Consider the following 21469-nt stretch of genomic DNA (forward strand, 5'->3'; position numbering starts at 1 on the left):
AGTAATCGGTTTTTGGGTTTGCAGGTTCCACAGTTTGATCGTGTTGTCTACGCTTGCAGAAGCTAAAGTTTTACCATTGGGACTAAAGGCGACGCTATTGACCGAATTACTATGCCCGGTGAGGGTAGTAATCGGTTTTTGGGTTTGCAGGTTCCACAGTTTGATCGTGTTGTCTACGCTTGCAGAAGCTAAAGTTTTACCATCGGGACTAAAGGCGACGCTATTGACCAAATTGCTATGCCCGGTGAGGGTAGTAATCGGTTTTTGGGTTTGCAGGCTCCACAGTTTGATCGTGTTGTCCCTACTACCAGAAGCCAATGTCTTGCCATCGGGACTAAAGGCGACGCTATTGACCGAATTGCTATGCCCGGTGAGGGTAGTAATCGGTTTTTGGGTTTGCAGGCTCCACAGTTTGATCGTGTTGTCCCTACTACCAGAAGCCAATGTCTTGCCATCGGGACTAAAGGCGACGCTCCTGACCGAATTGCTATGCCCGGTGAGGGTAGTAATCGGTTTTTGGGTTTGCAGGTTCCACAGTTTCAGCGTGTTGTCTAAGCTAGCAGAAGCTAAAGTTTTACCATCTGGGCTAAAGCCAATGCTCAAGATCGGCTGGCTATGCTCTCCCAATGTTGAAAAGAGTTTCCCGGTTTGCAGGTTCCACAGTTTGAGGGTCTTGTCTAAGCTAGCAGAAACTAATGTCTTGCCATCGGGACTAAAGGCTATACTATTGACCCAATTGGTATGCCCAGTGAGGGTAGCGATCGCTTTTTGGGTTTGCAGGTTCCACAGTTTGATGGTGTTGTCTAAGCTAGCAGAAGCTAATGTCTTGCCATCCAAACTAAAGGCTATGCTATTGACCCAATTGGTATGCCCAGTGAGGGTAGTGATAAGCTTTCTGGTTTTCAGGTTCCACAGTTTGATGGTGTTGTCCCTACTACCAGAAGCCAATGTCTTACCGTCCGAGCTAAAGACAATTGTTCTGACCGTATTGCTATGCCCCGTGAAGGTAGTGATGAGTTTTCTAGTTTGCAGGTTCCACAGTTTGATGGTCTTGTCTAAACTAGTAGAAGCTAAAGTTTTACCATCTGGGCTAAAGCCAATGCTCCAGATCGGTTGGCTATGCTCTCCCAATGTTGAAATGAGTTTCCCGGTTTGCAGGTTCCACAGTTTGATGGTCTTGTCTAAGCTAGCAGAAGCTAATGTCTTGCGATCGGGACTAAAAGCAACGCTGACAACCTGATCGGTATGGCCGGTGAAGGTGGTGATGAGTTTCCCGGTTTGCAGATTCCATAGTTTGATAGTCTTGTCACGGCTAGCAGAAGCCAATGTCTTGCCATCTCGACTAAAAGCCACACTCATAACCCCACTGCTATGCCCGGTGAGGGTGGTGATGAGTTTTCCGGTTTGTAGATTCCACAGTTTGATGGTGGTGTCACTGCTACCAGAAGCCAATGTTTTGCCATCAAGGCTAAAACCGACGGTCACGACAAAACCGCTATGCCCAGTGAACATAGTAATGAGCTTTCTAGTTTGGAGATTCCATAGTTTGATGCTTTTGTCACTGCTACCAGAAGCCAAGGTTTTTTGATCGGGACTAAAAGCGACACTCCAGACCCAACCGTTATGGCCTTCCAAAGTATTGCGCTCTTTTACTTGGGAAACTGCTTGTTGCAGCGCCCCTATCACTTCTCCTTTGATGTCTTCTGTAGTCTCGCCTGAAGAATCTAGTTGTTTGAAGCTTTGTCCTGCCTTCAATGCTTCTAAAAGTGATTTAAAGGTCTGCCCGGAAATAAATAATTGATTGGAAAAAGCACTTTCTTGGATGGCGTTCGCTAAAGTTTGGGCTTGAGCGACTTTCTTGAATTGATAACTAGCAAACACAGATGCACCGGCGGCCACTAACACAGCCACCCCAGCAAAAACAGAAGTCGCGATTGTAATATTTCGTGCCTTTTTCTGTGCTTGAGTGAGTGTCTGATTCGCCTCCGTCAACAGTTGATTTGCTTGTCTCTGTGCATCTAACTCTCGTTCAACTTCTTGTTGTTGGAGCTCCCTGCCGGCATTTAAAAACTGATAATCTAAATCGCTCAAACTTTTACCTGCTGCCCAGGTTTGAGCCTCTTGCAATGCCTGACCCCGCAACAACCGCGATTCATCCTGGCACTCAGACTCTATCCAAATTTTAAAACTTTCGCTATATGGTCGGAGATTTGCTAATTGTTTTTCCACCCAATCTCGGTTAAAAACTGCTTGATAAATGGGGTTGTAAACTTTAATTTTTCCCGCTTGCTTAACCACCAAACCTGTTAAGCGTAGTTCCATTTGTTCAGCCGTATCATCAGCATCTATCTCATTGGGTTGTAATATTTGCTGATATAGTCCCAACAGCCGACTGGTCCGTTGATCACTGCGTAAAATTCGATCTCGAATTGTCTTTAAATGCTCGGGTTCATCCTGTCCTTCCCAATTCTTAATTACCTTTTCTTGAACTAAGTTTCCAAGCCACTCATCAGGATTTTCAATTGAGGCATAATTGACACAATTGAGCAGTAATTTACAAACTTTTTGCGTTAAGAATGGCTGTCCGCCCGTCCAATATAACACCGCTTGTAACAATGATTGCGAATTTTCTGCTTGAGTTTCTAACCCCACTGCCAAAGGTTGCGCTTCTGTTAATTGGAAGCCGGCTAACTCAATCGCCCGTCCAATATTAAACGGAGTGCGAAGGTGATTACTAATCAAATCAGAAGGCGCTGCAACCCCTATTAAAGCAAAGGTTAACCGCTTATAGTCTGGTTTGTCTGCGCGTTGGTTGAAACAGTCTCGAATTAGCGTGAAAAAGTCGTCTATATTAAACGGCAAAGCCAATACACTGTCAATTTCATCCACAAATATCACTATAGATTTATCAACAAATTTCAGCAGTACCTCGCCGATAAACTTGCTAAACCGTTGGACGGGAGACACTAAATTGTGATTCGTCCACCATTCATAGGAATCAAAATTATTGTAAAGTTCAAAACTATTCACCAACGAGTCAATAATTCCAAAATACCACTCTTGAGGAGTAATATCTGAAGTCCCAATTGATGTAATATCAACAGCAGCACAGGCAAATCTTTCCTGCTGCAATCTCGCCATTGTCTGCACCCGCAAGCTAGATTTCCCCATCTGTCGCGAGTTAAGAACGTAACAAAACTCGCCCGCTTTTAGTCCATCATAAAAGTCTCGGTCAGCTTGTCTCCTAACATAAGTAGGCGCATCAACAGGTAGGCTACCACCAACTTGATATTCATAAATTGCATCAGCTTTATTATTCATGAACCAACCCCCAAACGGTCTTTAAAATAAAGGCTGTAGAGATTGCACAGGGGAATCACATCATTTCCCCGCAACTTCACTAAACCCATACTGCGAAGTTTAAACGCTAGATTTGCTTCTAATCGTACCGGATGGGAACTAGCAATCACTTGTTTCATGGCGGTTTCTAAATTAGCATCAGCAAGATTCGATAAATGGCGGCGTAAATGATCGCCGTAAATTCCTTCTTCTGTCGGTGCAATGTGTAAAAATTGTTCTAAATTCAAAGAACCACGAGCAATTTCATAGAGAGCTTTTCTTAACAAGTAAGGATGACCGTCTACCATTTGTATCAGCTTTTTTCTGTCACTATCAGACCAATTTAGTTGATGTTTTTGCAGTAAATCATTAATTTGCAGATGACTAAACTCGGGCAATTCAATTGGTAAACCCACATTAAATGGAGACTGGTTAATATTGAGGGGAATATAAACTTCTTTGGAATGGGAGATTACTAAACGCAGTTTTTTCCAAGCTGGTTCGTTTTTCCCTTTTTCATGCCACGCCCGCAGTAAACCAAAGAATTCCTGGGCGACTCCTGGATGCTGAAAAACTTGATCGACTTCATCCAATCCCAAAGTTAATGGTGAGGTAATTGTTGCCAAGAGGTAGCGCTGAAAATAGTTGCCGCATTTTTGTTTGCTCCCCATGCCTTGTTTCCAGTAGTCTGCTACCCGCTCTTCTAAATTTAATACATTGGTAATATCGCCACAAAACCATTGCAACAACTCATCAAGATTGGTGAGGAAACTGCCATCAGCAGATTGAAAATTCAAATAAGCAGTTTGATGCCCCTGTTCCCCAGCGTGGTGTAAAATGCGCTGCAATAAGGAAGTTTTTCCCATTTGGCGGGGGGCTTTCACTCGGATTAAAGCGCCTGGTTTGACAATAGTTTGGTAGCAGTCTGATTCAATGGGAGGCCGATCAATATACAGGGGACAATCTAAACTAACAGAACCTTCTGGGTTGTTTAAGTTGGAAATCGAAATGGGAGCTGGGGCGATCGTCGATCGCGGATATTTCACCACAGGCGGCGACTCCTCAAAGGGATCGCCAACAGAAGCATCTGGCGATCGCCCTGCTGCATCCAACTCAGAAAAATCCGACTTTTTCTTTAATACCGGAGTCAGCTCTTCTGGAATACCAGCCATGCTGATGCTAACGCAACCCAATTTATAGGCAAATTCGATCGACTCCCCCGCCGCCAACGTATCGTAAAAACCTACAGCAAATTCTCGTGCGGCCTTATCTCCCACCGCTTGGTTCATGCCGATCACATAGGGAATGTGACGTGCGATCGCAGCCGCTTGCACTTCTGAATAGCAAGCGTTGAGTATTACGCACTCCACGTACTCCTTAAACGCCTCAAACAAAGCTGCCAAAGCTTTGGCATTTACCAGCTTAATCTGCCCCATGTCATCTTCTAGGGCTAAACCGCTTTCTCCTGCACCATGCCCCGAGAAATGCACAATCTCTGGTTTAAAATCTAATACGGCTCGCTGCATTTCTCTGGGCGTCACCGCCCACTGTTGCTCGAGTTGAAACTTGTCGCGCTTTTTAGAGCGTTGCAACCCCTCTGCAATTTCCTTCGCCTCTTCACCTAACCGCAGCGGAGTGGAGTTTTTCGGGTTTGCGGCCAAAAACAGGAGCGTTTTTTTCTTTCTTGGGGAACTACTCATCAATGGAACCTTCACTAGAGGAGATGCACGATATTAACGAGACTATCCCAGTCAGGGCGAGATATTTCTAGCCTTTACGGTATTTAAGCACAAACATCTTTATTTTTGTTGGTCAGTCAATTGGCAGAAAGGATCGCCCTGACTGAAGCATCACCAATCGCCAAGGCGAGCGCTACTCTCAACTAATCTTTTTAGCTACGTATTCAACAAGTGCGATCGCCTTCCCCTTTTGCAGTCCTATTTCATAAATATCGAGATTCTTTATAGTTTTATTCTCATGCCAGATCCAGGATTTGTTGATGATTATTATTGCCTAAATTAGTACGTAAAATTTTCTATAATTCCGCATTTGTTTAATCCACGCACTCAGAAAAAAAACGGTTTTTTTATCAACTCTGTGGATAACAACAATGATTTATTTTAGTTTACTTAAACAATCATTCAATTCCCCTACCAACCATTCTTTCTCAGCTTGCGGCAAAAATAAGCCAAAACAATAGTTACGTGACTTGGCGCGAATCCCGCAAAAAGTCATCGATTTTTTGAGCAATGGCAGATGAATTCCGCTCAACTTTACCCGCTGAATATCTTGAGGGCTGATTTGAATTGGTCTTGGTCTAGTGAATAGATAATAATCAATCCAACACAAGCAGATCAAAGCATAAAATACGGTAAATATTATTACAGCTATGATTGATATAAATACAAATAGCGGAAATAATTTACCTACCCAGTCGGCTACAGTGTATTTAAACAAGCTAACTGTCGAGTCCAGCGGTACGGGTATCACCCCTAGTAATAAGTGGAAAATTGGAAGGAGCAAAGAGCAGGGAAGTAAAAATTTACAAGTCAGATGAATGAAGTGGAAAAACCCTTTGAGTCTGCTAGGTGAACGATCGGGGTGTATATGGATGAATAACCACCGTTTCGCGTCAATTAAAGTAATTCGGGATTGTGGCGAGCGCTTAAACATTTTTTCGGGATTAATCCCGCTTGGCTGTTCCCCTCGCAGCGCTAATAAAGCATCTTTTGCTGATTGAAATCGATCTTCAACTGCGGGTTCAATTATCTGATCTAACCACTCGGCAAACTCTGTAGAAATAGAGACGCGATCGCGGAATTTTACCTTCAGCTTTTGTCTGGGTAAATCAGATGGAAATTTCTGGGTTAACAGGAAAAGCAGCGTTGTTCCTAATCCATACAAATCTGTTGATAATACAGCTTTTCCTCGAAATTGTTCTGGTGCCATGTAACAGTAGGTTCCGACAACGGTACTGCCTCCAGTAACGGTATGATGGTAAGTATTTTGAACTGCGCCAAAATCAACTAGGAAGACTCGCCCATTTTTTTGCAGAATAATATTTTGGGGTTTAATATCTCGGTGGATTGCAGGAGGTAAGAGCGATTGCAGATAAGCTAGAATTTCTAGCAATTGATAGGCGATATGACGAACTTGAGCTTCATTTGGTTTCCAGCCATTTTCTATCCACTGTGCGAGAGATTTTCCCGGTGCGAGTTGTTGGGCGATATAAAAACAACGATCTTGGGAAGTATCCACTTGAAAGTAGTCAATGTAGCGAGGAATTCCCGGATGATTCAATCCCGATAAAGTTTTTGCTTCTCGTTCAAATAACTCGATTTTCTTCCATTCAGTTGTCAGGCGCAGGGATAAAGCTTTGAGTGCAACTTTTTGATTGCTGTTTAAATCTACAGCAGCATAGGTGATTCCAACTCCACCCTGTCCTAATTTGCCGATTATGCGATATCTTTCAGCAATGATTTTTTCCGATTGTTCTAGTGTTTCCATATTTTTATGCGTGGGGTTATTTGGGATAATTAGTAGGTTGCGCCGCGAGATTTGAGTATTTTGGCTGCTACTTCTCCGTCGGGGTTCCAGTTGGTTTCTGCTATCTTTAGGGGCGTGTCGCCATAGCAGTTTGTAGCGTTGATTGTTGCACCTTTAGCAATCAGTAATTTTAAGATTTCTACAGTGCCATAATGTGCTGCTTTGTGCAGGGGAGTTGTGTCACACTTATCTCTATTATTAACATCTGCACCGTTTTTAATTAGCAGTGTAGCAATATCATTGTGTCCGATCGCGATCGCTTGATACAATGGAGTTTGACCGTTCGCATTTCTAGGGTTAACCCTTGCGCCATTAGCAATTAGCAGTTCAGCGATATCTTGAGTTCCTTGAGCAACAGCAAGATGCAGGGGAGTTTGAAGCAAGTTATTTTTGGCATTAACGAATGCACCTTTGGCAATGAGTTGTTTGGCTACATCCTCAAGTTTGAAATCGAGAGCGATATGCAGTAAAGTTCTGCCTTCTTTGTCTTCACTATTAACATCTGGGTTTTTACTAATTAGCAGCGCCACTGTATCCTGAAGTTTCAGGTCTACGGCGATATCCAGTGGAGTTTTTCTTTGATTATCCTGGATATTAATTTCTGCACCTTTAGCAATCAGCAATTTTAAGATTTCTACAGTGCCATAATGTGCAGCTTTGTGCAGTGGAGTTGTGCCATATCTATCTATATTATTGACATCTGTACCGTTTTTAATGAGCAGTGCAGCAATATCATTGTGTCCGATCGCGATCGCTCGATACAATGGAGTTTGACCGTTCTCATTTCTAACGTTAACCCTTGCACCATTAGCAATTAGCAGTTCAGCGATATCTTGAGATCCTCGATCGACAGCTAGGTGTAACGGAGTATTTCCAGATTTGTCCCTAGCATTGACATCCAACATTAGCAAAGCAGCAACTTCTTTTGTGGTTGCATAGTGCAGTGGAGTTCTTCGAGCGTCATCGCGGATCGCCACATTTGCACCGTCTTTAATTAGATGTTGTACCAACTCCTTAAAACCTATTTGGGCTGCGTTATGTAATAAAGCTGTACTCTTGCCATTTTGGGCATTGTCTTCTTTGATGTTAATTTTTGCGCCTGCGGCGAGTAGTATCTTTGCGATCGCCTTCGATCGCGCCGTATGTAGAGGAGTCAAGCCATTTTTGTTTTTGGCATTGACATCCGCACCTTTAGCAATCAGCAACTTGGCCATTTCAGGCGATCGGGCAAAGAACAGAGGAGTTCCATCAAAATATTGACTTCCTGTCCAGGCGTTAATATCTGCACCTTTAGCAATTAGCGTCTGTGCTACTTTTATGCGATCGGACATAGCAGCGCTGTGTAATGGGGTACCGCCATGTGTACCCTTAGCGTTGACATCTGCACCTTTGGCAATTAACAATTCTGCCACCTCTTTTGAGCCAGCAAAGTGTAGTAAATTCTGACTGCCTATCCTGCTATTGGCACTAATACCAAGATCCAGATAATGCCTAATAGTGTTAGTATCTCCCTGGCTGGCAGCCTCGACAACTGCATCGGGTGTAAATCCAATCCGGTTGAGGATGGGATATTTAAAGTGATTTAAAACAGCAACAGTAGCAATAGCAGCAATTCCTATTTTGAGGCGTTTTTTCCATTGCATCGATCGATCGGATTTAACGCTAACTATTCGAGGATGGCGCAGCAATTCAAGCGCTTCTTTTGCCGAGTTAAAGCGGTTTTCTAAATCTGGCGCGATCGTTTTTCCTAACCAATCGGCAAATGCTGAAGAAATCTGAATTTGAGAGCGAAAATCTTTCTCTAGTATATTTGTTGGTAATTCGGCGGGGGAACGGTGGGTTAGTAAATACAACAAGGTCGCTCCTAAACCATATAAATCTGTTGCAGGTACGGCTTGTCCGAGAAATTGTTCTGGAGCCATATAACCATAGGTTCCAACTACGGTACTTCCTCGCATTAAAGTATTGTAATAAGTGTTTTGCACGGCTCCAAAATCTACTAAGCAGACTGCCCAGTCTTTTTCTTTGTGGGAATCGAACGGCGATTTGAAAACAATATTTTCTGGTTTAATATCCCGGTGGGTCACAGGTGGTGTCTGTGAATGGAGATAAACTAAAATCTCCAAAATTTGTGTGGCAATGCGTTGAATTTCTGGTTCACTAGCGTGCCAGCCATTTTCGACTAAACTGGCTAGAGATTGCCCTTGGGCCAGTTCTTGTACTATATAAAAACAACGGTTATCGGGAGTATCGACATAAAAATAATCCAAATAACGCGGAATTCCCGGATGATTCAATTTTGATAAAACATTGGCTTCTCGTTCAAATAGTTCCAGGACTTTCCAGTCATTCATCTTCTGTAAAGACAAAGCTTTGAGTGCGACTCGCTGGTGTGTTTGGAGGTCAACGGCTTCATAAGTTGTGCTACTACCGCCTTCTCCGAGTAGCTTTTTAATTTGATAGTGTTTGACTAAGTTATGGGGAATTTGTTCAACAATATCCATAGCATTATCCTGTGTTGATGAGTATCAACAAACATTTTGTATTTGGGTTTTAAAAACCCAAACTTTAAAAAATTTATGCAAAGTAAATTGAGTGTTTGAGTATATTTCAAACAAGTCAATAGAAAAGTCAATGACGGACTCTGTATATTTGCTTAAATTTCAATTACCGTATTTCTATGGAGAGCTTACCCAGAATTTTGGAGTGTCATATCACCTTTGGCGAAAATTTACGTACGGGATATTGATCGTAATCGAGCCGATAATTATAGCCGGCGCGATCGTAAATGCCTGCAAGCAATTCCGGCAAATTAACAATAGGTTTTACATCTTCTTCGCGCAAAGGAAGTTGTCGGTCTTTTTGAGATGCTAGCCAACGTTCGTAGGCTTCTCTATCGCCACTTTCTCCCTCTGCGCCCTCTGCGTCCTCTGCGGTTAATCAAAAAAATTAGTGATTTTGAATACAATTCCCGACTCAAGAGCCGCTCGCACTCCTCAATTTTCGATGCGGATCTAAAATTCACCTAAAGTTCGACGCCCTTTGGCAAAACCCTTCCTAAGATAGAAGTTGGGGGACGATCGGTCTTTTAGCCGATTCAGGAGCAAGAGTCAAGGACTCCATCGAACCCAAATCCAGAGCAGCAAGACAGGGAGGACATCAAAATCATGGTAAACGCGCCGACAGGGGAAGCCCGACTGGGCCCGATGGATCAGGTGCAAGCCTTAGACCGCGATTGCACAACCCTATCTCGTCACGTACTCCAGCAACTTCACAGCTTTTCAGCAGATGCTCAAGATCTCAGCGCCCTGATGAATCGCATCGGACTAGCTGCCAAGCTGATCGCAAGGCGGCTCAGCAGAGCGGGATTAATGGCAGATGCCTTGGGGTTTACAGGGGCTACGAACGTGCAGGGAGAATCCGTCAAAAAGATGGATATCTATGCCAATGAAGTGTTTATCTCGGTATTCCAGCAAAGCGGACTTGTCTGCCGCTTGGCTTCGGAGGAAATGGAAAAACCCTACTACATTCCCGAAAACTGTCCGATCGGGCGTTACAGTCTGCTCTACGACCCTATAGACGGTTCTTCCAATCTTGACATCAATCTCAATGTCGGCTCAATATTCAGCATCCGCAAGCAAGAAGGGGACGATGAAGACGGTTCTGCTTCCGACTTGCTGCAACACGGACACAAACAAATCGCGGCCGGCTACGTGCTCTACGGCCCGAGTACCATGCTGGTTTATTCGATCGGTCAGGGTGTTCATTCCTTTACCCTCGATCCCAGTTTGGGCGAGTTCATTCTAGCTAACGAAAACATTAAGGTTCCCGATCGCGGCCCGATTTACAGCGTTAATGAAGGCAACTTCTGGCAGTGGGAGGAATCTTTGAGAGATTACATTCGCTACGTACACCGCAGCGAAGGCTACAGCGCCCGGTACGGCGGGGCTTTGGTGGGAGATTTCCACCGGATTTTATTCCAGGGAGGCGTGTTTTTGTACCCCGGAACGGTGAAAAAACCGGAAGGCAAATTGCGTTTGCTCTACGAATCGGCTCCCTTGGCGTTTTTGATGGAGCAAGCCGGCGGGCGCGCCAGTACGGGAGTTCAAGACATCTTAGACGTTGTGCCGACCAAACTGCACGAGCGATCGCCCTTGATTATCGGCAGTAAAGAAAATGTAGCGATGGTCGAGTCTTTTATTCAAGATCGATCGCGCAATCCTAGAACAGTCCAAGGGTGAAGGAAGAGCGAAGTTCGGCAACGAGCAATGTACGGGATGTAACGGATGTCAGAAAGAGGGAAGAGGGAAGTTCGGCAACGAGCAATGTACGGGATGTAACGGATGTCAGGAAGAAGGAAGAGGGAAGAGGGTTTTAACTTATAACTTTCGACTCCCAATTACCAATTGCCCATTGCCAATTTTCAATTTTCAATTCCCAATTTCCAAGTCCCAATTAACAGCTATCAAATTGTAGGAGTTACAGTAATGACAGCAACGTCAACGAATCACCTGTTAGAAATCAAAGAAATTGGCCAAAGTATCTGGATGGACAATTTGACTCGCGATCTGATCGAGTCCGGCGAACTCAAACAGATGATTGAAAGTAGGGGACTGCGAGGGATTACATCTAATCCGGCTATTTTTGAGAAAGCGATCGCGGGTAATGTGATTTACGACGCGGATATCGAAGCGGGCATCCGGGCGGGTAAATCTGTAATGGAGATTTACGAATCTCTGGTATTTGAAGATATCCGCAACGCTTGCGACATCTTCGCCCCAGTTTACGCAGAGTCGAAGGGTTTGGACGGTTACATTAGCATTGAAGTGCCACCGACGATCGCCAACGATACAGAAAGCACGATTAGCGAAGCCTTGCGCTATTACCAAGCCCTCGGCAAAGAAAACGTGATGATTAAGATTCCGGGAACCGCTCAAGGTTTGCCCGCAGTCGAGCGAGTCATCAGCGAAGGCATTAACGTTAACGTGACTTTACTGTTCTCGGTTGACAGCTACGTCGAAACCTTCTGGGCTTACATTCGCGGTTTAGAAGCGCGGGCGGCTAAAGGTTTGGATGTGAGCAATATTGCTTCCGTTGCCAGTTTCTTCTTGAGCCGGATCGACATCAATGTCGATGGCAAGATTGACGAGAAACTCAAAAATGTCACAGATATTTCCACAAAAGCTAGACTGGAAGCGGTGAAGGGGAAAGTGGCGATCGCCAATGCGAAGATAGCTTACCAGAAGTATAAAGAGATCGTAGCGAGCGATCGCTGGCAAGCTTTAGCGGCAAAAGGAGCCAAAGTGCAGCGCTTGCTGTGGGCTTCCACCAGCACCAAAAACCCCAACTACAGCGATGTCATGTACGTGGATGAACTAATCGGCCCCGACACCGTTAACACTTTGCCACCGAACACCGTGGAAGCTTGTTTCGACCACTGCGATGTCGCACCCCGGATTGAGAACAACGTTGAAGAAGCTTACACCCTGATCGAAAGTCTCAAAGATCCCGACATAGACATCAACTTGGACCAAGTGATGGCAGACTTGCTCATCGACGGGATTGAGAAATTCGTCAATCCGTTCCAATCCCTGATGGATTCCTTGCAAGAGAAAGTCCAGAAGTTGTCGCCCGTCGCTTAGGCAGATATCTGTATCCTGAAAGGCAGAAGCATTTAGGAATCGGAGTAGATAATTATTTGGGTTCTTAAAGGCTGAGTTTTAAATCCTCTCTAGGAATTTTGAGATTAATTGGTGTCAGAGTTCCTAGAGAGCAAAATCATCTGCCTCCTCTAGCAGTATTAAGAATCGATTAACTCTCTCACCCAGCAACTAGCAGAAATGACCGCAAACTATCATGATGTCTTAGCACTGTTAACAGCACTAGAAAAAGGAAAGTAAATGGTAACGCTACTTGAAAATCCACTGCGGGTCGGTTTGCGAAAAGAACGGGTGCCGGAACCACAAATTCTGGTCATCTTCGGAGCTTCTGGGGATCTCACCCAGCGCAAACTGGTACCTGCAATTTATCAGATGAAGCGCGATCGACGCTTGCCACCAGAAACTACCGTGGTGGGAGTAGCCCGCCGCCCTTGGAGTCACGATTACTTCCGAGAGCAAATGCGCGAAGGCATTGAAGAATTTGGCGGCGGCATTGGCAGTGAAGAATTGTGGCAAGATTTCGCTCAAGGTTTGTACTATTGTCCGGGCGACATTGATAACCCCGAAAGCTATCAAAAACTCAAAGCTTTCTTAGCGGAAATCGACGAAGAAAGGAGAACTCGCGGCAATCACATATTTTATCTATCAGTTTCCCCGAACTTTTTCCCAGAAGCAATTAGGCAACTGGGCGATGCTCAAATGCTGGTTGACCCAGCAAAACACCGCTTGGTAATTGAAAAACCCTTCGGCCGCGACTTGAGTTCGGCAAAAGCTCTCAACCGAGTCGTGCAGCAGGTTTGCCAAGAACAGCAAGTTTACCGGATAGACCACTATTTGGGTAAAGAAACTGTTCAGAATTTAATGGTGTTCCGGTTTGCTAACGCGATTTTTGAACCGCTGTGGAATCGGCAATTTGTCGATCACGTACAAATTACAGTTGCAGAAACAGTAGGCGTAGAAGACCGGGCTGGTTACTACGAATCCTCTGGGGCGTTGCGGGATATGCTGCAAAACCACTTGATGCAGATTTTCTGTCTGACGGCGATGGAACCGCCGAACTCGCTCGACGCTGACAGCATCCGCACCGAAAAGATGAAAGTTCTGCAAGCAACTCGCTTGGCAGATTTGAATAACTTGGAGTTCTCAGCGATTCGGGGTCAATATTCCGCAGGTTGGATGAAGGGGAAACCGGTGCCGGGGTATCACGATGAACCGGGGGTTGCTCCCAATTCGACAACGCCGACTTTTGTGGCGATGAAGTTTATGATTGACAACTGGCGCTGGCAGGGAGTGCCTTTCTACCTGCGAACCGGCAAACGGTTGCCGAAAAAAGTTAGCGAAATTGCAATTCAGTTCCGCGAAGTTCCGCTGCTAATCTTTCAGTCCGCGGCCCAACAAACTACTCCTAACGTTTTGACTATGCGCGTGCATCCGAACGAGGGGATTTCGCTGAGGTTTGAGGCGAAAATGCCGGGGCCGGATTTGCGGACGCGGACGGTGGATATGGATTTCAGTTACGGTTCTTCCTTTGGGGTGACATCTTCGGATGCTTACGATCGCCTGTTAATTGATTGTATGCTGGGCGACCAAACTTTGTTTACCCGTTCTGATGAAGTGGAAGAAGCTTGGCGGGTGGTAACGCCGGCGCTGATGGATTGGGAATCGTCCAACGAACAGGAGTTGGTTCCTAAATACGAAGCGGGTACTTGGGAACCGGCGGAAGCAGAACTGCTAATTAACAGAGACGGCCGCAAGTGGCGCAGACTTTAAGAGTCATTAGTCAGGAGTCTTTAGTTTATTGGTCAGGATTAGCCATTATTGATTAGCTAAAAACCAATGACTAAGAACCAATGACTAATGACTAATAACAAATAACAAAGGAGAAAAGATTTATGACGATGACACCGATGAAAGCTCCGCCTCTGGTTTCGCTGCAAAATCCTAAAGATGTGTCGATCGACCAAATAGAGGCCGAATTGAGTCAAATTTGGGAAAGTTACAGAGAATCTGGTTCAAAGGGCGATTCTCCGATCGCTAGTAGGGCAACAACTTTTACTTTTGTAGTCTATGAACCGGAAGAAACTCAGCGGTTATTAGCGGATCTGGGGTTTTACGACGGGCCGGTGGACGGTATTACCGGGCCGATGACGGCATCTAGCATCAGGGCGGCTCAAAAAGCTTACGGGCTGCCGAGAACTGGCAAACCTAACGCTGAATTGCTGGCGACTTTGCGGGAAGAAGTGGCTCATAAAAATTCAAAAGGCGAGGAGATGGGCTCCAGTGGTTTGGGTTCCGGGGGTTCGGGGGTGGCTGATGCGATCGTGGCTGCCAATCCCTGCCGGATTATTGCTCTGTGCCCGACGGCGGGGGAAGATACGGGCGTACAGGCTCAAGTGGCTGCTTATTGCCCGGTTCACAAGCGCACCACTGGCAATCTGATCTGCTGCGAGTATATTACGCTGCGGGGTACGGAAGCTGCTTTGGAACGGGTGAGCGGCATCGTGACGGCGTTGACTATCGCTGATTTGCCGACGCTGCTGTGGTGGAAGGCGAATCCGGATGCCGATCGAGGTTTGTTCCAGCGGCTGGCGACAATTAGCAGTTCTGTGATTGTTGACTCTAGCAGCTTTGCCGAGTCTGAAGCTGAATTGCTGTTGATGCACAGTCTGATCGAGGAGGGAATTCCGATCGCCGATCTCAATTGGCGCCGGCTGGCCGCGTGGCAGGAGTTGGCTGCTGAGGCTTTTGACGCCCCGGAACGTCGCGCTGCGATTCGGGAAATCGATCGGGTGACGATCGATTACGAACAGGACAATTCTACTCAAGCGCTGATGTATTTGGGTTGGCTGGCGAGCCGGCTTCAGTGGCGTCCGGTTGCTTTCAAACAGGAAGAGGGCGATTACCAAATCAAGCGAATTAAATTCGCGGGGCCGGACGAACGGGTTGTCGAAGCCGAGTTGGCTGCTATTCCTACTGCTGATACGGGCGATGTCCCGGGCGATTTGATTGCTCTGCGTTTGAGTTCTACGAACGAGAAGGCTGACTGCGGTACGGTTCTGTGTTCGGAAGTGGGCGGCTGTATGCGGATGGAAACGAAGGGTGGCGCTCAAACCGATCGGTTTAACCAGGTGAGTCCTCTGTTCGATCAGGTGACGGAACAGTTGCTGGGCCAACACTTGCTGAGTTGGGGCCGGGACGTGCTTTACGAAGAAAGTTTGGCAGTGACGGCTCAAATGCTGAAGTTAGCTAAGCGGTAAAAAGAGGGAAGAAGGAAGAAGGAAGAAGGAAGAAGGATTGAGTTAATAGTCAGTGGGGCAGGCAATGTCTGCCCTACTTTTTTAGGAGTTATGAATTTTAAGTTAGGAGTTTTGAATTAATCCTGTTATTTAACTCAAAACTCTAAATTACTTCCCAAAAGCCACTAAATTACCTCTCTTCTTCTCATTCTTCCTTCGCGCCCTAGCGCTTACGCGCGGCTTCGCCTAACGCGTCTTCGCGGTTCGTTAAATATGTATTTTTTGTAACTAATCTAGAACTATGGCTTTAGTAATTGCTGGCGAACGCAGCGGGGCGGGAAAGACGACTGTAACGATCGCCCTTTTAGCTTATTTAATCCGCCGCGGCTTGAATGTTCAATCTTTTAAGGTAGGCCCGGATTACATCGATCCGATGTTTCATGCTTTTGTCACGGGTCGCCCCTGTCGGAATTTAGACGCAATATTAACCTCTGAATCTTATGTAAAAAAGTGTTTTTCTCGTCATATTCAAGATGTCGATTATGCCTTAGTTGAAGGGGTAATGGGTTTATTTGATGGAGTGAGTCGAAAAACTCAGGAATCACGAAGCCACGACACGGATTTTGACACGGATACACGAATTAACTATCGAAAAGAAGAAGGCAATTATGATTTTTCTTTTGCTTCTACGGCTCATGTTGCTTATTTGCTAAATGTGCCGGTATTGTTTGTGATAGATTGCAGCAGGCTCTCTGGTTCTGTGGCTGCGATCGCCCACGGTTTTCGTTCTTTTAACCCTGACCTTAAATTCGCTGGTTTGGTGCTCAATCGGGTGGCGAGCGACCGACATTTGGAACTGCTTCAAGATGCTCTCAAACCGCTCAATTTACCTGTTTTGGGCGTTTTGCGTAGGGATGAGGCTGTTACTATTCCCGATCGACATTTGGGTTTGATTCCTGCTGAGGAGTTGCCGAATCTTCATGCTGCGATCGATAAATTAGCTGATTTGGCTGCTGTTAGTTTTAACTGGGAGCAACTTTTGCCTTTGTTGGCTGCCACTCGAAATGGGGGGGGTGAGGGGTCTGAGCAACTTCCTGGTAGACACAATCTCCCTTACGAAATAGTAACTAAAAAAGATGATGTTGTCAACAGTTTGGGAAAACAATTTGGAGTGAGGATTGCAGTTGCGCGCGATCGGGCTTTTAATTTTTACTATCAGGATAATCTTGATTTGTTGGAAGAGTTGGGTGCGGAGTTAGTATTTTGGAGCCCGCTTGATGATGCTGTTTTTCCTGACAATGTGCAAGGGTTATATTTTGGTGGTGGTTTTCCCGAAGTGTTTGCTCAAAAATTGAGCGGTAATGTTTTAATTCGGGATGCAGTAAGAAGTGCTATTTTTTCGGGAATGCCGACTTATGCGGAGTGCGGCGGTTTGATGTATTTGTGTGATTCTATTGTAGACTTCGATGGCAATTCTTGGGCAGGGGTGGGTGTGTTGGAAACTGCTGCTGCGATGGGAAAGCGTTTGACGCTGGGATACAGAGAAGCTGTGGCGGTGAGGGATAGTTCGGTGTTAACTGCTCTTGATGAGGTTTGGGGACATGAGTTTCATCGATCGCATTTAACTGTGGAACCGAATAACCCAGTTTATCACAGTTGGAGGTATGGGAAGCGGGGGGAAGTTGAGGCGGTTGCTGAAGGTTGGGGAGTTTGTCAGGTACACGCTTCTTATTTGCATTTGCATTGGGGTGCTCGGCCTGATATTCCGGCTCGTTTTTTGCAGCAGTGTGCTGATTTTGATTGTAAGGGTGTTTTGGGCGATCGAACTTAAATAATATTTTTTTAACGAACCGCGAAGACGCGAAGGTCGCTAAGGAAGAGGAACGGCATGATGGGTTATGTCTGTAGCGATTTGGAAGTAAATCAATTAAGTTTTTTGTGGAACAACTCGAAAAGCCTATTCCTGACTGTTCCTAGAGTATAAATCCTGTGATCTTACTATTTATATTAGAATATTTATGACGGATAAAGCTAGGGATGCTGGGATTTATGAGCGAATCAATTTCGACTAAACAGTTATCCGCACAATGGGTGACACCGGAGAATTTTCGGCGTTACGGTCAAGTTATCTTTGCGGCAATTGATGGCAAGTGTTTCGATGCTGAGGATGCTCAGTTAAGTTTGCAAAATGGTATTCCTAGATTTTACATTATGCGGCTGCACGAGAAAGGTCGCAAGTTTGGCAAAATTACGCGGCACGTTCAATGTACTCAGTGTTTGGGTTCTTTGGAGGGGAAGGATTGGTTGATGGCGGTTGCGCCTCCTGGGGATAGCTATAAACCGAGTTTAGAGGATATGGCTGCTTTTCGGATTCCGGGCAATTGTTTTATTAAGTTAGATGTGGGAACTTGGCACGCTGGGCCTTATTTTGATGCGGATTTTGTTGATTTTTACAATCTGGAATTGAGCAATACTAATGTGGTTGACCATTTTACCTTTGATTTGGTGAAAAATCACAATCTGGAGTTTGAGATTGTCTGAGGTTGGCGATTTGTAGTTGCGCTTGATTCGGGGAGATTCTCGTTACAGGTTGGTTTTTTGAGTAAGATTTGTTAACCGCAGAGGGCGCAGAGGACGCAGAGGAGGAGAAGGAGGGGGTTGGCAAGTGATTGGGGAATTCTTTTGGTCTCACTAGGCTGAGTAGCAACTAGGAAGGATCGCGTTTACAAGTGTTAAATTTAGGTGCAATTGTCATGCCTGAGCAAAAGTATAGCATTGTTCTGCGCCAATGTCGTTTGTTAGGTGCGATCGACACTCAAACAGTGGATATCGCCATAGATGGGGACAAAATAGCCGCCGTATCGCCACAGATTCCCGAATTGGGAGAATCCGAAATTGACGTTGGAGGCAAATTAGTTAGTCCTCCTTTTGTGGAGTCGCACATTCATCTCGATTCGGCTTTGACTGCGGGGGAACCGCGATGGAATCAAAGCGGCACTTTGTTCGAGGGAATTCAAATCTGGGGGGAAAGAAAGCAAAGTTTAACTCTGGATGATGTCAAAAAGCGGGCTGTTGAAACTTTAAGGCTGCAAGTGTCTCAAGGGATTTTGTTTGTCAGGAGTCACGCTGATGTTAGCGAACCGACGCTGACTGCTTTGCAAGGAATTTTGGAAGTTCGAGAACAAGTCAAAGATTGGATGACTCTGCAAGTTGTGGCTTTTCCCCAAGACGGGATTTACGGAAGTCCAGAAAATGACAAACTTTTAGAGAAATCTCTGGATATGGGTGCGGATGCTGTGGGCGGGATTCCGCATTATGAGTTGACGCGGGAAGATGGGGTGAAGTCGGTTGAGCGAATTTTTGAACTTGCTGAAAAATACAATAGATTAATAGATGTTCACTGCGATGAAATCGATGATGAACAGTCGAGATTTTTGGAAGTTGTAGCAGCTTGTTCGATTAGAAGCGGGGCTGGTTCGCGGGTGACGGCTAGCCACACGACGGCTTTCGGTTCTTATAACAATGCTTATGCTTTTAAGCTGATGGGAAGTTTGGCAAAATCGGGAATTAATTTTATTGCCAATCCTTTAATTAATATCACCCTGCAAGGCCGCGCTGATACTTATCCCAAACGCCGTGGGGTGACGCGGGTTAAGGAGTTGTGGCAGCAGGGATTGAATGTGAGTTTTGGTCACGACTGCGTGCAAGATCCTTGGTATAGTTTAGGTACGGGAAATATGTTGGATGTCGCTCATATGGCGGTTCATGTTTGTCAGATGACGGGAATGGCTGAGATTGCAGCTTGTTTTAATATGGTCACTGTCAACGGTGCTAAAACTCTCAATCTGGGAGATAATAATTATGGGATAGATGCGGGTAAACCTGCAAATTTGATTGTCTTAGATGCTGAGGATTGTTATGATGCAATTAGAAGGCGCGCTGCGGTTCGGTATGTGATTTCGCGGGGTAAGTTGCTGGCGCAAACTGCACCTGCTAAGATTAGTTTTTATGGTATTTGACAAACAATATTTGAAGCTGTTAAATTGTGAATCAAGGTGCTATCCCCGATGAGAGTCCGAGAAATTTGCAGGAGCAACTTCTGTTGCAAGATGCTAAGGCTGGTAATTTTAGAGCAATTCACGGCGGGCCTGACGATATACTAGGGGATGTTTCCAGATTGGTTGCCCTCTATGGAGGTAATCCCGAAGACTGGTACAAAATAACCAGCATTCAGTCTTTTGTAATTAATGGAGCTTCCGTACAAGTGCACTGGTTTGAAAACGGGGAAATTTTGCAACAAGTTGAATTAAAGTTTAAACGACAATATCCTAAAATAGCACCTAAGAATTTATAGGTAGACAAGTTATGATTGTTCGCTGTATTGCTAACACTGGGGAAGTTCTACCGAAAAATTATATTGATCCGGCCCGAGGTTATACTAAAAAGGTTGAATTGCCGTTGACAGTTGGCAAGGAATATGTTGTTTATGCAATCCGATCGTGGCAGGGAATAGTTTGGTACTATATTTGTGATGATAATTACAGTTATTATCCCATACAGACTCCGGCACCGCTGTTTGAAGTAGTTGATAACCGAGTTTCTAAGTATTGGCAGTTTATGCTTGACCCGAATGGGGTGTTAAGGTTTGCTTTTGAGCAGTGGTTTACTGACCCTTGTTTTTATGATAAGCTAACTGACCAGGAAGAGGCGGAGGTTGAGATTTTTGAGAAGGTTAAGGAATTGATGAATGCTGAGGATTTTACTTTGCCTCCGCTGGATGTTGCCGTTGTGAAGTTGCGGGAAACTGTCAGTGTTTGAGTGGGAAAAGTGCGATAGCAAATTGTGTCTCTACCATCTTGACTCAGATAGCTTAAAATGCTATAAAAGAGGAATAAACCGAATTTTGTTAAAAAAATGAACGAAGAATTTGAAATAAATAAAAAATATCATATACTAGACGGCGAGGATGATGTTTTGTTATTGGATAAAGCTACTTTTACGGTGGGGAGATTTAAAGAGCTAGTCGCTAAGAAGTTTGATTATATACTAAATTATATCGAGGCAGTAGAAAAGGAATCTCGCAATAAATCTATATCTTATTGGATGCAATCTCTGTCGATTAATGAAGAAACAACTATTCAGGCAGGGGAGATAAACTGGAGTTCGCCTCAAGAAGGAATCGATTGTCAAATTCTCAAGATTGGTGCCAAAGGTTGGCAAAAAGGAAAGCTTAAAATAGAAGTTAATAAAAATTTCCAGTCTGTAAAAACCCAGACATCTATAAAGTTTTGTCCTGATGAACCACCAGAGCAAAAATCGCCTTTAGATGATATCAGACAATCAGAGGAATACAAAAAACTGAGCAATAATAACTGATAGCCCGATCGCGATTACAATACAATAATCGATCGCACCTATATCTGAACCTTAGATTTTCAACCGCAGATGAGGGCAGATGTACGCGGATGAACGCTGATGTTTTTTGGGGATGGACTAATGATAAATATAGAAGAATATGTCGATCGCACGGCTGAACTGATAAACTTACCATTAGACCCGGAACATCGTCCAGGCGTTGTGGTAAACTTCGAGAGGATAGCTGCGATCGCCCGACTCGTTACTGAGTTTCCTTTACCCCCAGAAGTAGAAGCCGCGCCGGTGTTTGAACCTTAGTTTTTTAACCGCAGA

At 45.0% G+C, this 21469-nt stretch carries 17 protein-coding genes; 12 read left to right on the top strand and 5 right to left on the bottom strand.

The features are described 5' to 3' along the window. From QUA57_RS16445 to QUA57_RS16465, 5 genes are all read right to left on the bottom strand, one after another. The coding region (locus QUA57_RS16445; RefSeq protein WP_333062246.1) for a WD40 domain-containing protein at window positions 1-3321 on the bottom strand (3321 nt) is incomplete at its 3' end. Continuing rightward, entirely contained in the window at window positions 3318-5039 is a 1722-nt protein-coding gene (locus QUA57_RS16450; protein WP_333062247.1) for an AAA-like domain-containing protein, read from the bottom strand. The genes QUA57_RS16450 and QUA57_RS16445, both read right to left, overlap by 4 nt. A gap of 415 nt (window positions 5040-5454) precedes the next feature. Further along, on the bottom strand, window positions 5455-6846 hold the full coding sequence (locus QUA57_RS16455; RefSeq protein WP_333062249.1) for a serine/threonine-protein kinase: 1392 nt from the start codon (window positions 6844-6846) through the stop codon (window positions 5455-5457). Between the two features lie 29 nt (window positions 6847-6875). Beyond that, entirely contained in the window at window positions 6876-9389 is a 2514-nt protein-coding gene (locus QUA57_RS16460; protein WP_333062251.1) for an ankyrin repeat domain-containing protein, read from the bottom strand. A gap of 205 nt (window positions 9390-9594) precedes the next feature. Next, the gene (locus QUA57_RS16465; RefSeq protein WP_333062253.1) at window positions 9595-9729 is read right to left on the bottom strand and encodes a DUF4058 family protein; all 135 of its coding nucleotides are present in this window, start codon (window positions 9727-9729) and stop codon (window positions 9595-9597) included. Window positions 9730-10052: 323 nt separating this feature from the next. Here QUA57_RS16465 and fbp point away from each other — a divergent pair, with 323 nt between their 5' ends. The 12 genes from fbp to QUA57_RS16525 all read left to right on the top strand — a co-directional run bounded on the left by fbp (window position 10053) and on the right by QUA57_RS16525 (window position 21454). Then, window positions 10053-11126 (top strand): class 1 fructose-bisphosphatase, encoded by a 1074-nt coding sequence (gene fbp, locus QUA57_RS16470; protein WP_333062254.1) that lies wholly within the window; start codon window positions 10053-10055, stop codon window positions 11124-11126. Then, window positions 11123-11263: a hypothetical protein gene (locus QUA57_RS16475; protein WP_333062255.1), complete on the top strand. Its 141-nt coding sequence runs from the start codon at window positions 11123-11125 to the stop codon at window positions 11261-11263. The genes fbp and QUA57_RS16475 overlap by 4 nt, the downstream gene beginning before the upstream one ends. A gap of 109 nt (window positions 11264-11372) precedes the next feature. Beyond that, window positions 11373-12527: a transaldolase gene (gene tal / locus QUA57_RS16480; protein WP_333062257.1), complete on the top strand. Its 1155-nt coding sequence runs from the start codon at window positions 11373-11375 to the stop codon at window positions 12525-12527. Window positions 12528-12785: 258 nt separating this feature from the next. After that, window positions 12786-14315 (top strand): glucose-6-phosphate dehydrogenase, encoded by a 1530-nt coding sequence (zwf, locus tag QUA57_RS16485; protein ID WP_333062258.1) that lies wholly within the window; start codon window positions 12786-12788, stop codon window positions 14313-14315. A gap of 122 nt (window positions 14316-14437) precedes the next feature. Next, the gene (opcA, locus tag QUA57_RS16490) at window positions 14438-15802 is read left to right on the top strand and encodes a glucose-6-phosphate dehydrogenase assembly protein OpcA (protein WP_333062259.1); all 1365 of its coding nucleotides are present in this window, start codon (window positions 14438-14440) and stop codon (window positions 15800-15802) included. 280 nt (window positions 15803-16082) lie between these two features. After that, entirely contained in the window at window positions 16083-17612 is a 1530-nt protein-coding gene (locus QUA57_RS16495) for a cobyrinate a,c-diamide synthase (protein ID WP_333062260.1), read from the top strand. A 218-nt stretch (window positions 17613-17830) separates the two neighbouring features. Next, the gene (locus tag QUA57_RS16500) at window positions 17831-18322 is read left to right on the top strand and encodes an ureidoglycolate lyase (RefSeq protein ID WP_333062261.1); all 492 of its coding nucleotides are present in this window, start codon (window positions 17831-17833) and stop codon (window positions 18320-18322) included. Between the two features lie 212 nt (window positions 18323-18534). After that, entirely contained in the window at window positions 18535-19800 is a 1266-nt protein-coding gene (codA, locus tag QUA57_RS16505) for a cytosine deaminase (RefSeq protein WP_333062262.1), read from the top strand. Window positions 19801-19826: 26 nt separating this feature from the next. Next, a complete protein-coding gene (locus tag QUA57_RS16510) occupies window positions 19827-20135 on the top strand; it encodes a hypothetical protein (protein WP_333062264.1) in 309 nt (102 codons plus the stop codon). Between the two features lie 11 nt (window positions 20136-20146). Next, window positions 20147-20599, top strand: coding sequence for a hypothetical protein (locus tag QUA57_RS16515; protein ID WP_333062265.1), 453 nt, complete (start codon window positions 20147-20149; stop codon window positions 20597-20599). A gap of 96 nt (window positions 20600-20695) precedes the next feature. Then, on the top strand, window positions 20696-21157 hold the full coding sequence (locus QUA57_RS16520; RefSeq protein ID WP_333062266.1) for a KGK domain-containing protein: 462 nt from the start codon (window positions 20696-20698) through the stop codon (window positions 21155-21157). A gap of 120 nt (window positions 21158-21277) precedes the next feature. Then, window positions 21278-21454: a DUF4089 domain-containing protein gene (locus QUA57_RS16525; RefSeq protein ID WP_333062268.1), complete on the top strand. Its 177-nt coding sequence runs from the start codon at window positions 21278-21280 to the stop codon at window positions 21452-21454. The last annotated feature ends 15 nt before the right edge of the window (window positions 21455-21469 follow it).

It is taken from the genome of Microcoleus sp. Pol7_B2, assembly GCF_036701035.1.
Taxonomy (GTDB): Bacteria; Cyanobacteriota; Cyanobacteriia; order Cyanobacteriales; family Microcoleaceae; genus Microcoleus.

What these genes read in the sequence shown, in the direction of transcription:
- QUA57_RS16450 (WP_333062247.1), bottom strand. Translation starts at nt 5,039, where the DNA reads ATGAGTAGTTCCCCAAGAAAGAAAAAAACGCTCCTGTTTTTGGCCGCA.
- QUA57_RS16460 (WP_333062251.1), bottom strand. Translation starts at nt 9,389, where the DNA reads ATGGATATTGTTGAACAAATTCCCCATAACTTAGTCAAACACTATCAA.
- zwf (WP_333062258.1), top strand. Translation starts at nt 12,786, where the DNA reads ATGGTAACGCTACTTGAAAATCCACTGCGGGTCGGTTTGCGAAAAGAA.
- fbp (WP_333062254.1), top strand. Translation starts at nt 10,053, where the DNA reads ATGGTAAACGCGCCGACAGGGGAAGCCCGACTGGGCCCGATGGATCAG.
- tal (WP_333062257.1), top strand. Translation starts at nt 11,373, where the DNA reads ATGACAGCAACGTCAACGAATCACCTGTTAGAAATCAAAGAAATTGGC.
- QUA57_RS16520 (WP_333062266.1), top strand. Translation starts at nt 20,696, where the DNA reads ATGAACGAAGAATTTGAAATAAATAAAAAATATCATATACTAGACGGC.
- codA (WP_333062262.1), top strand. Translation starts at nt 18,535, where the DNA reads ATGCCTGAGCAAAAGTATAGCATTGTTCTGCGCCAATGTCGTTTGTTA.
- QUA57_RS16455 (WP_333062249.1), bottom strand. Translation starts at nt 6,846, where the DNA reads ATGGAAACACTAGAACAATCGGAAAAAATCATTGCTGAAAGATATCGC.
- QUA57_RS16525 (WP_333062268.1), top strand. Translation starts at nt 21,278, where the DNA reads ATGATAAATATAGAAGAATATGTCGATCGCACGGCTGAACTGATAAAC.
- QUA57_RS16495 (WP_333062260.1), top strand. Translation starts at nt 16,083, where the DNA reads ATGGCTTTAGTAATTGCTGGCGAACGCAGCGGGGCGGGAAAGACGACT.
- QUA57_RS16515 (WP_333062265.1), top strand. Translation starts at nt 20,147, where the DNA reads ATGATTGTTCGCTGTATTGCTAACACTGGGGAAGTTCTACCGAAAAAT.
- QUA57_RS16500 (WP_333062261.1), top strand. Translation starts at nt 17,831, where the DNA reads ATGAGCGAATCAATTTCGACTAAACAGTTATCCGCACAATGGGTGACA.
- opcA (WP_333062259.1), top strand. Translation starts at nt 14,438, where the DNA reads ATGACGATGACACCGATGAAAGCTCCGCCTCTGGTTTCGCTGCAAAAT.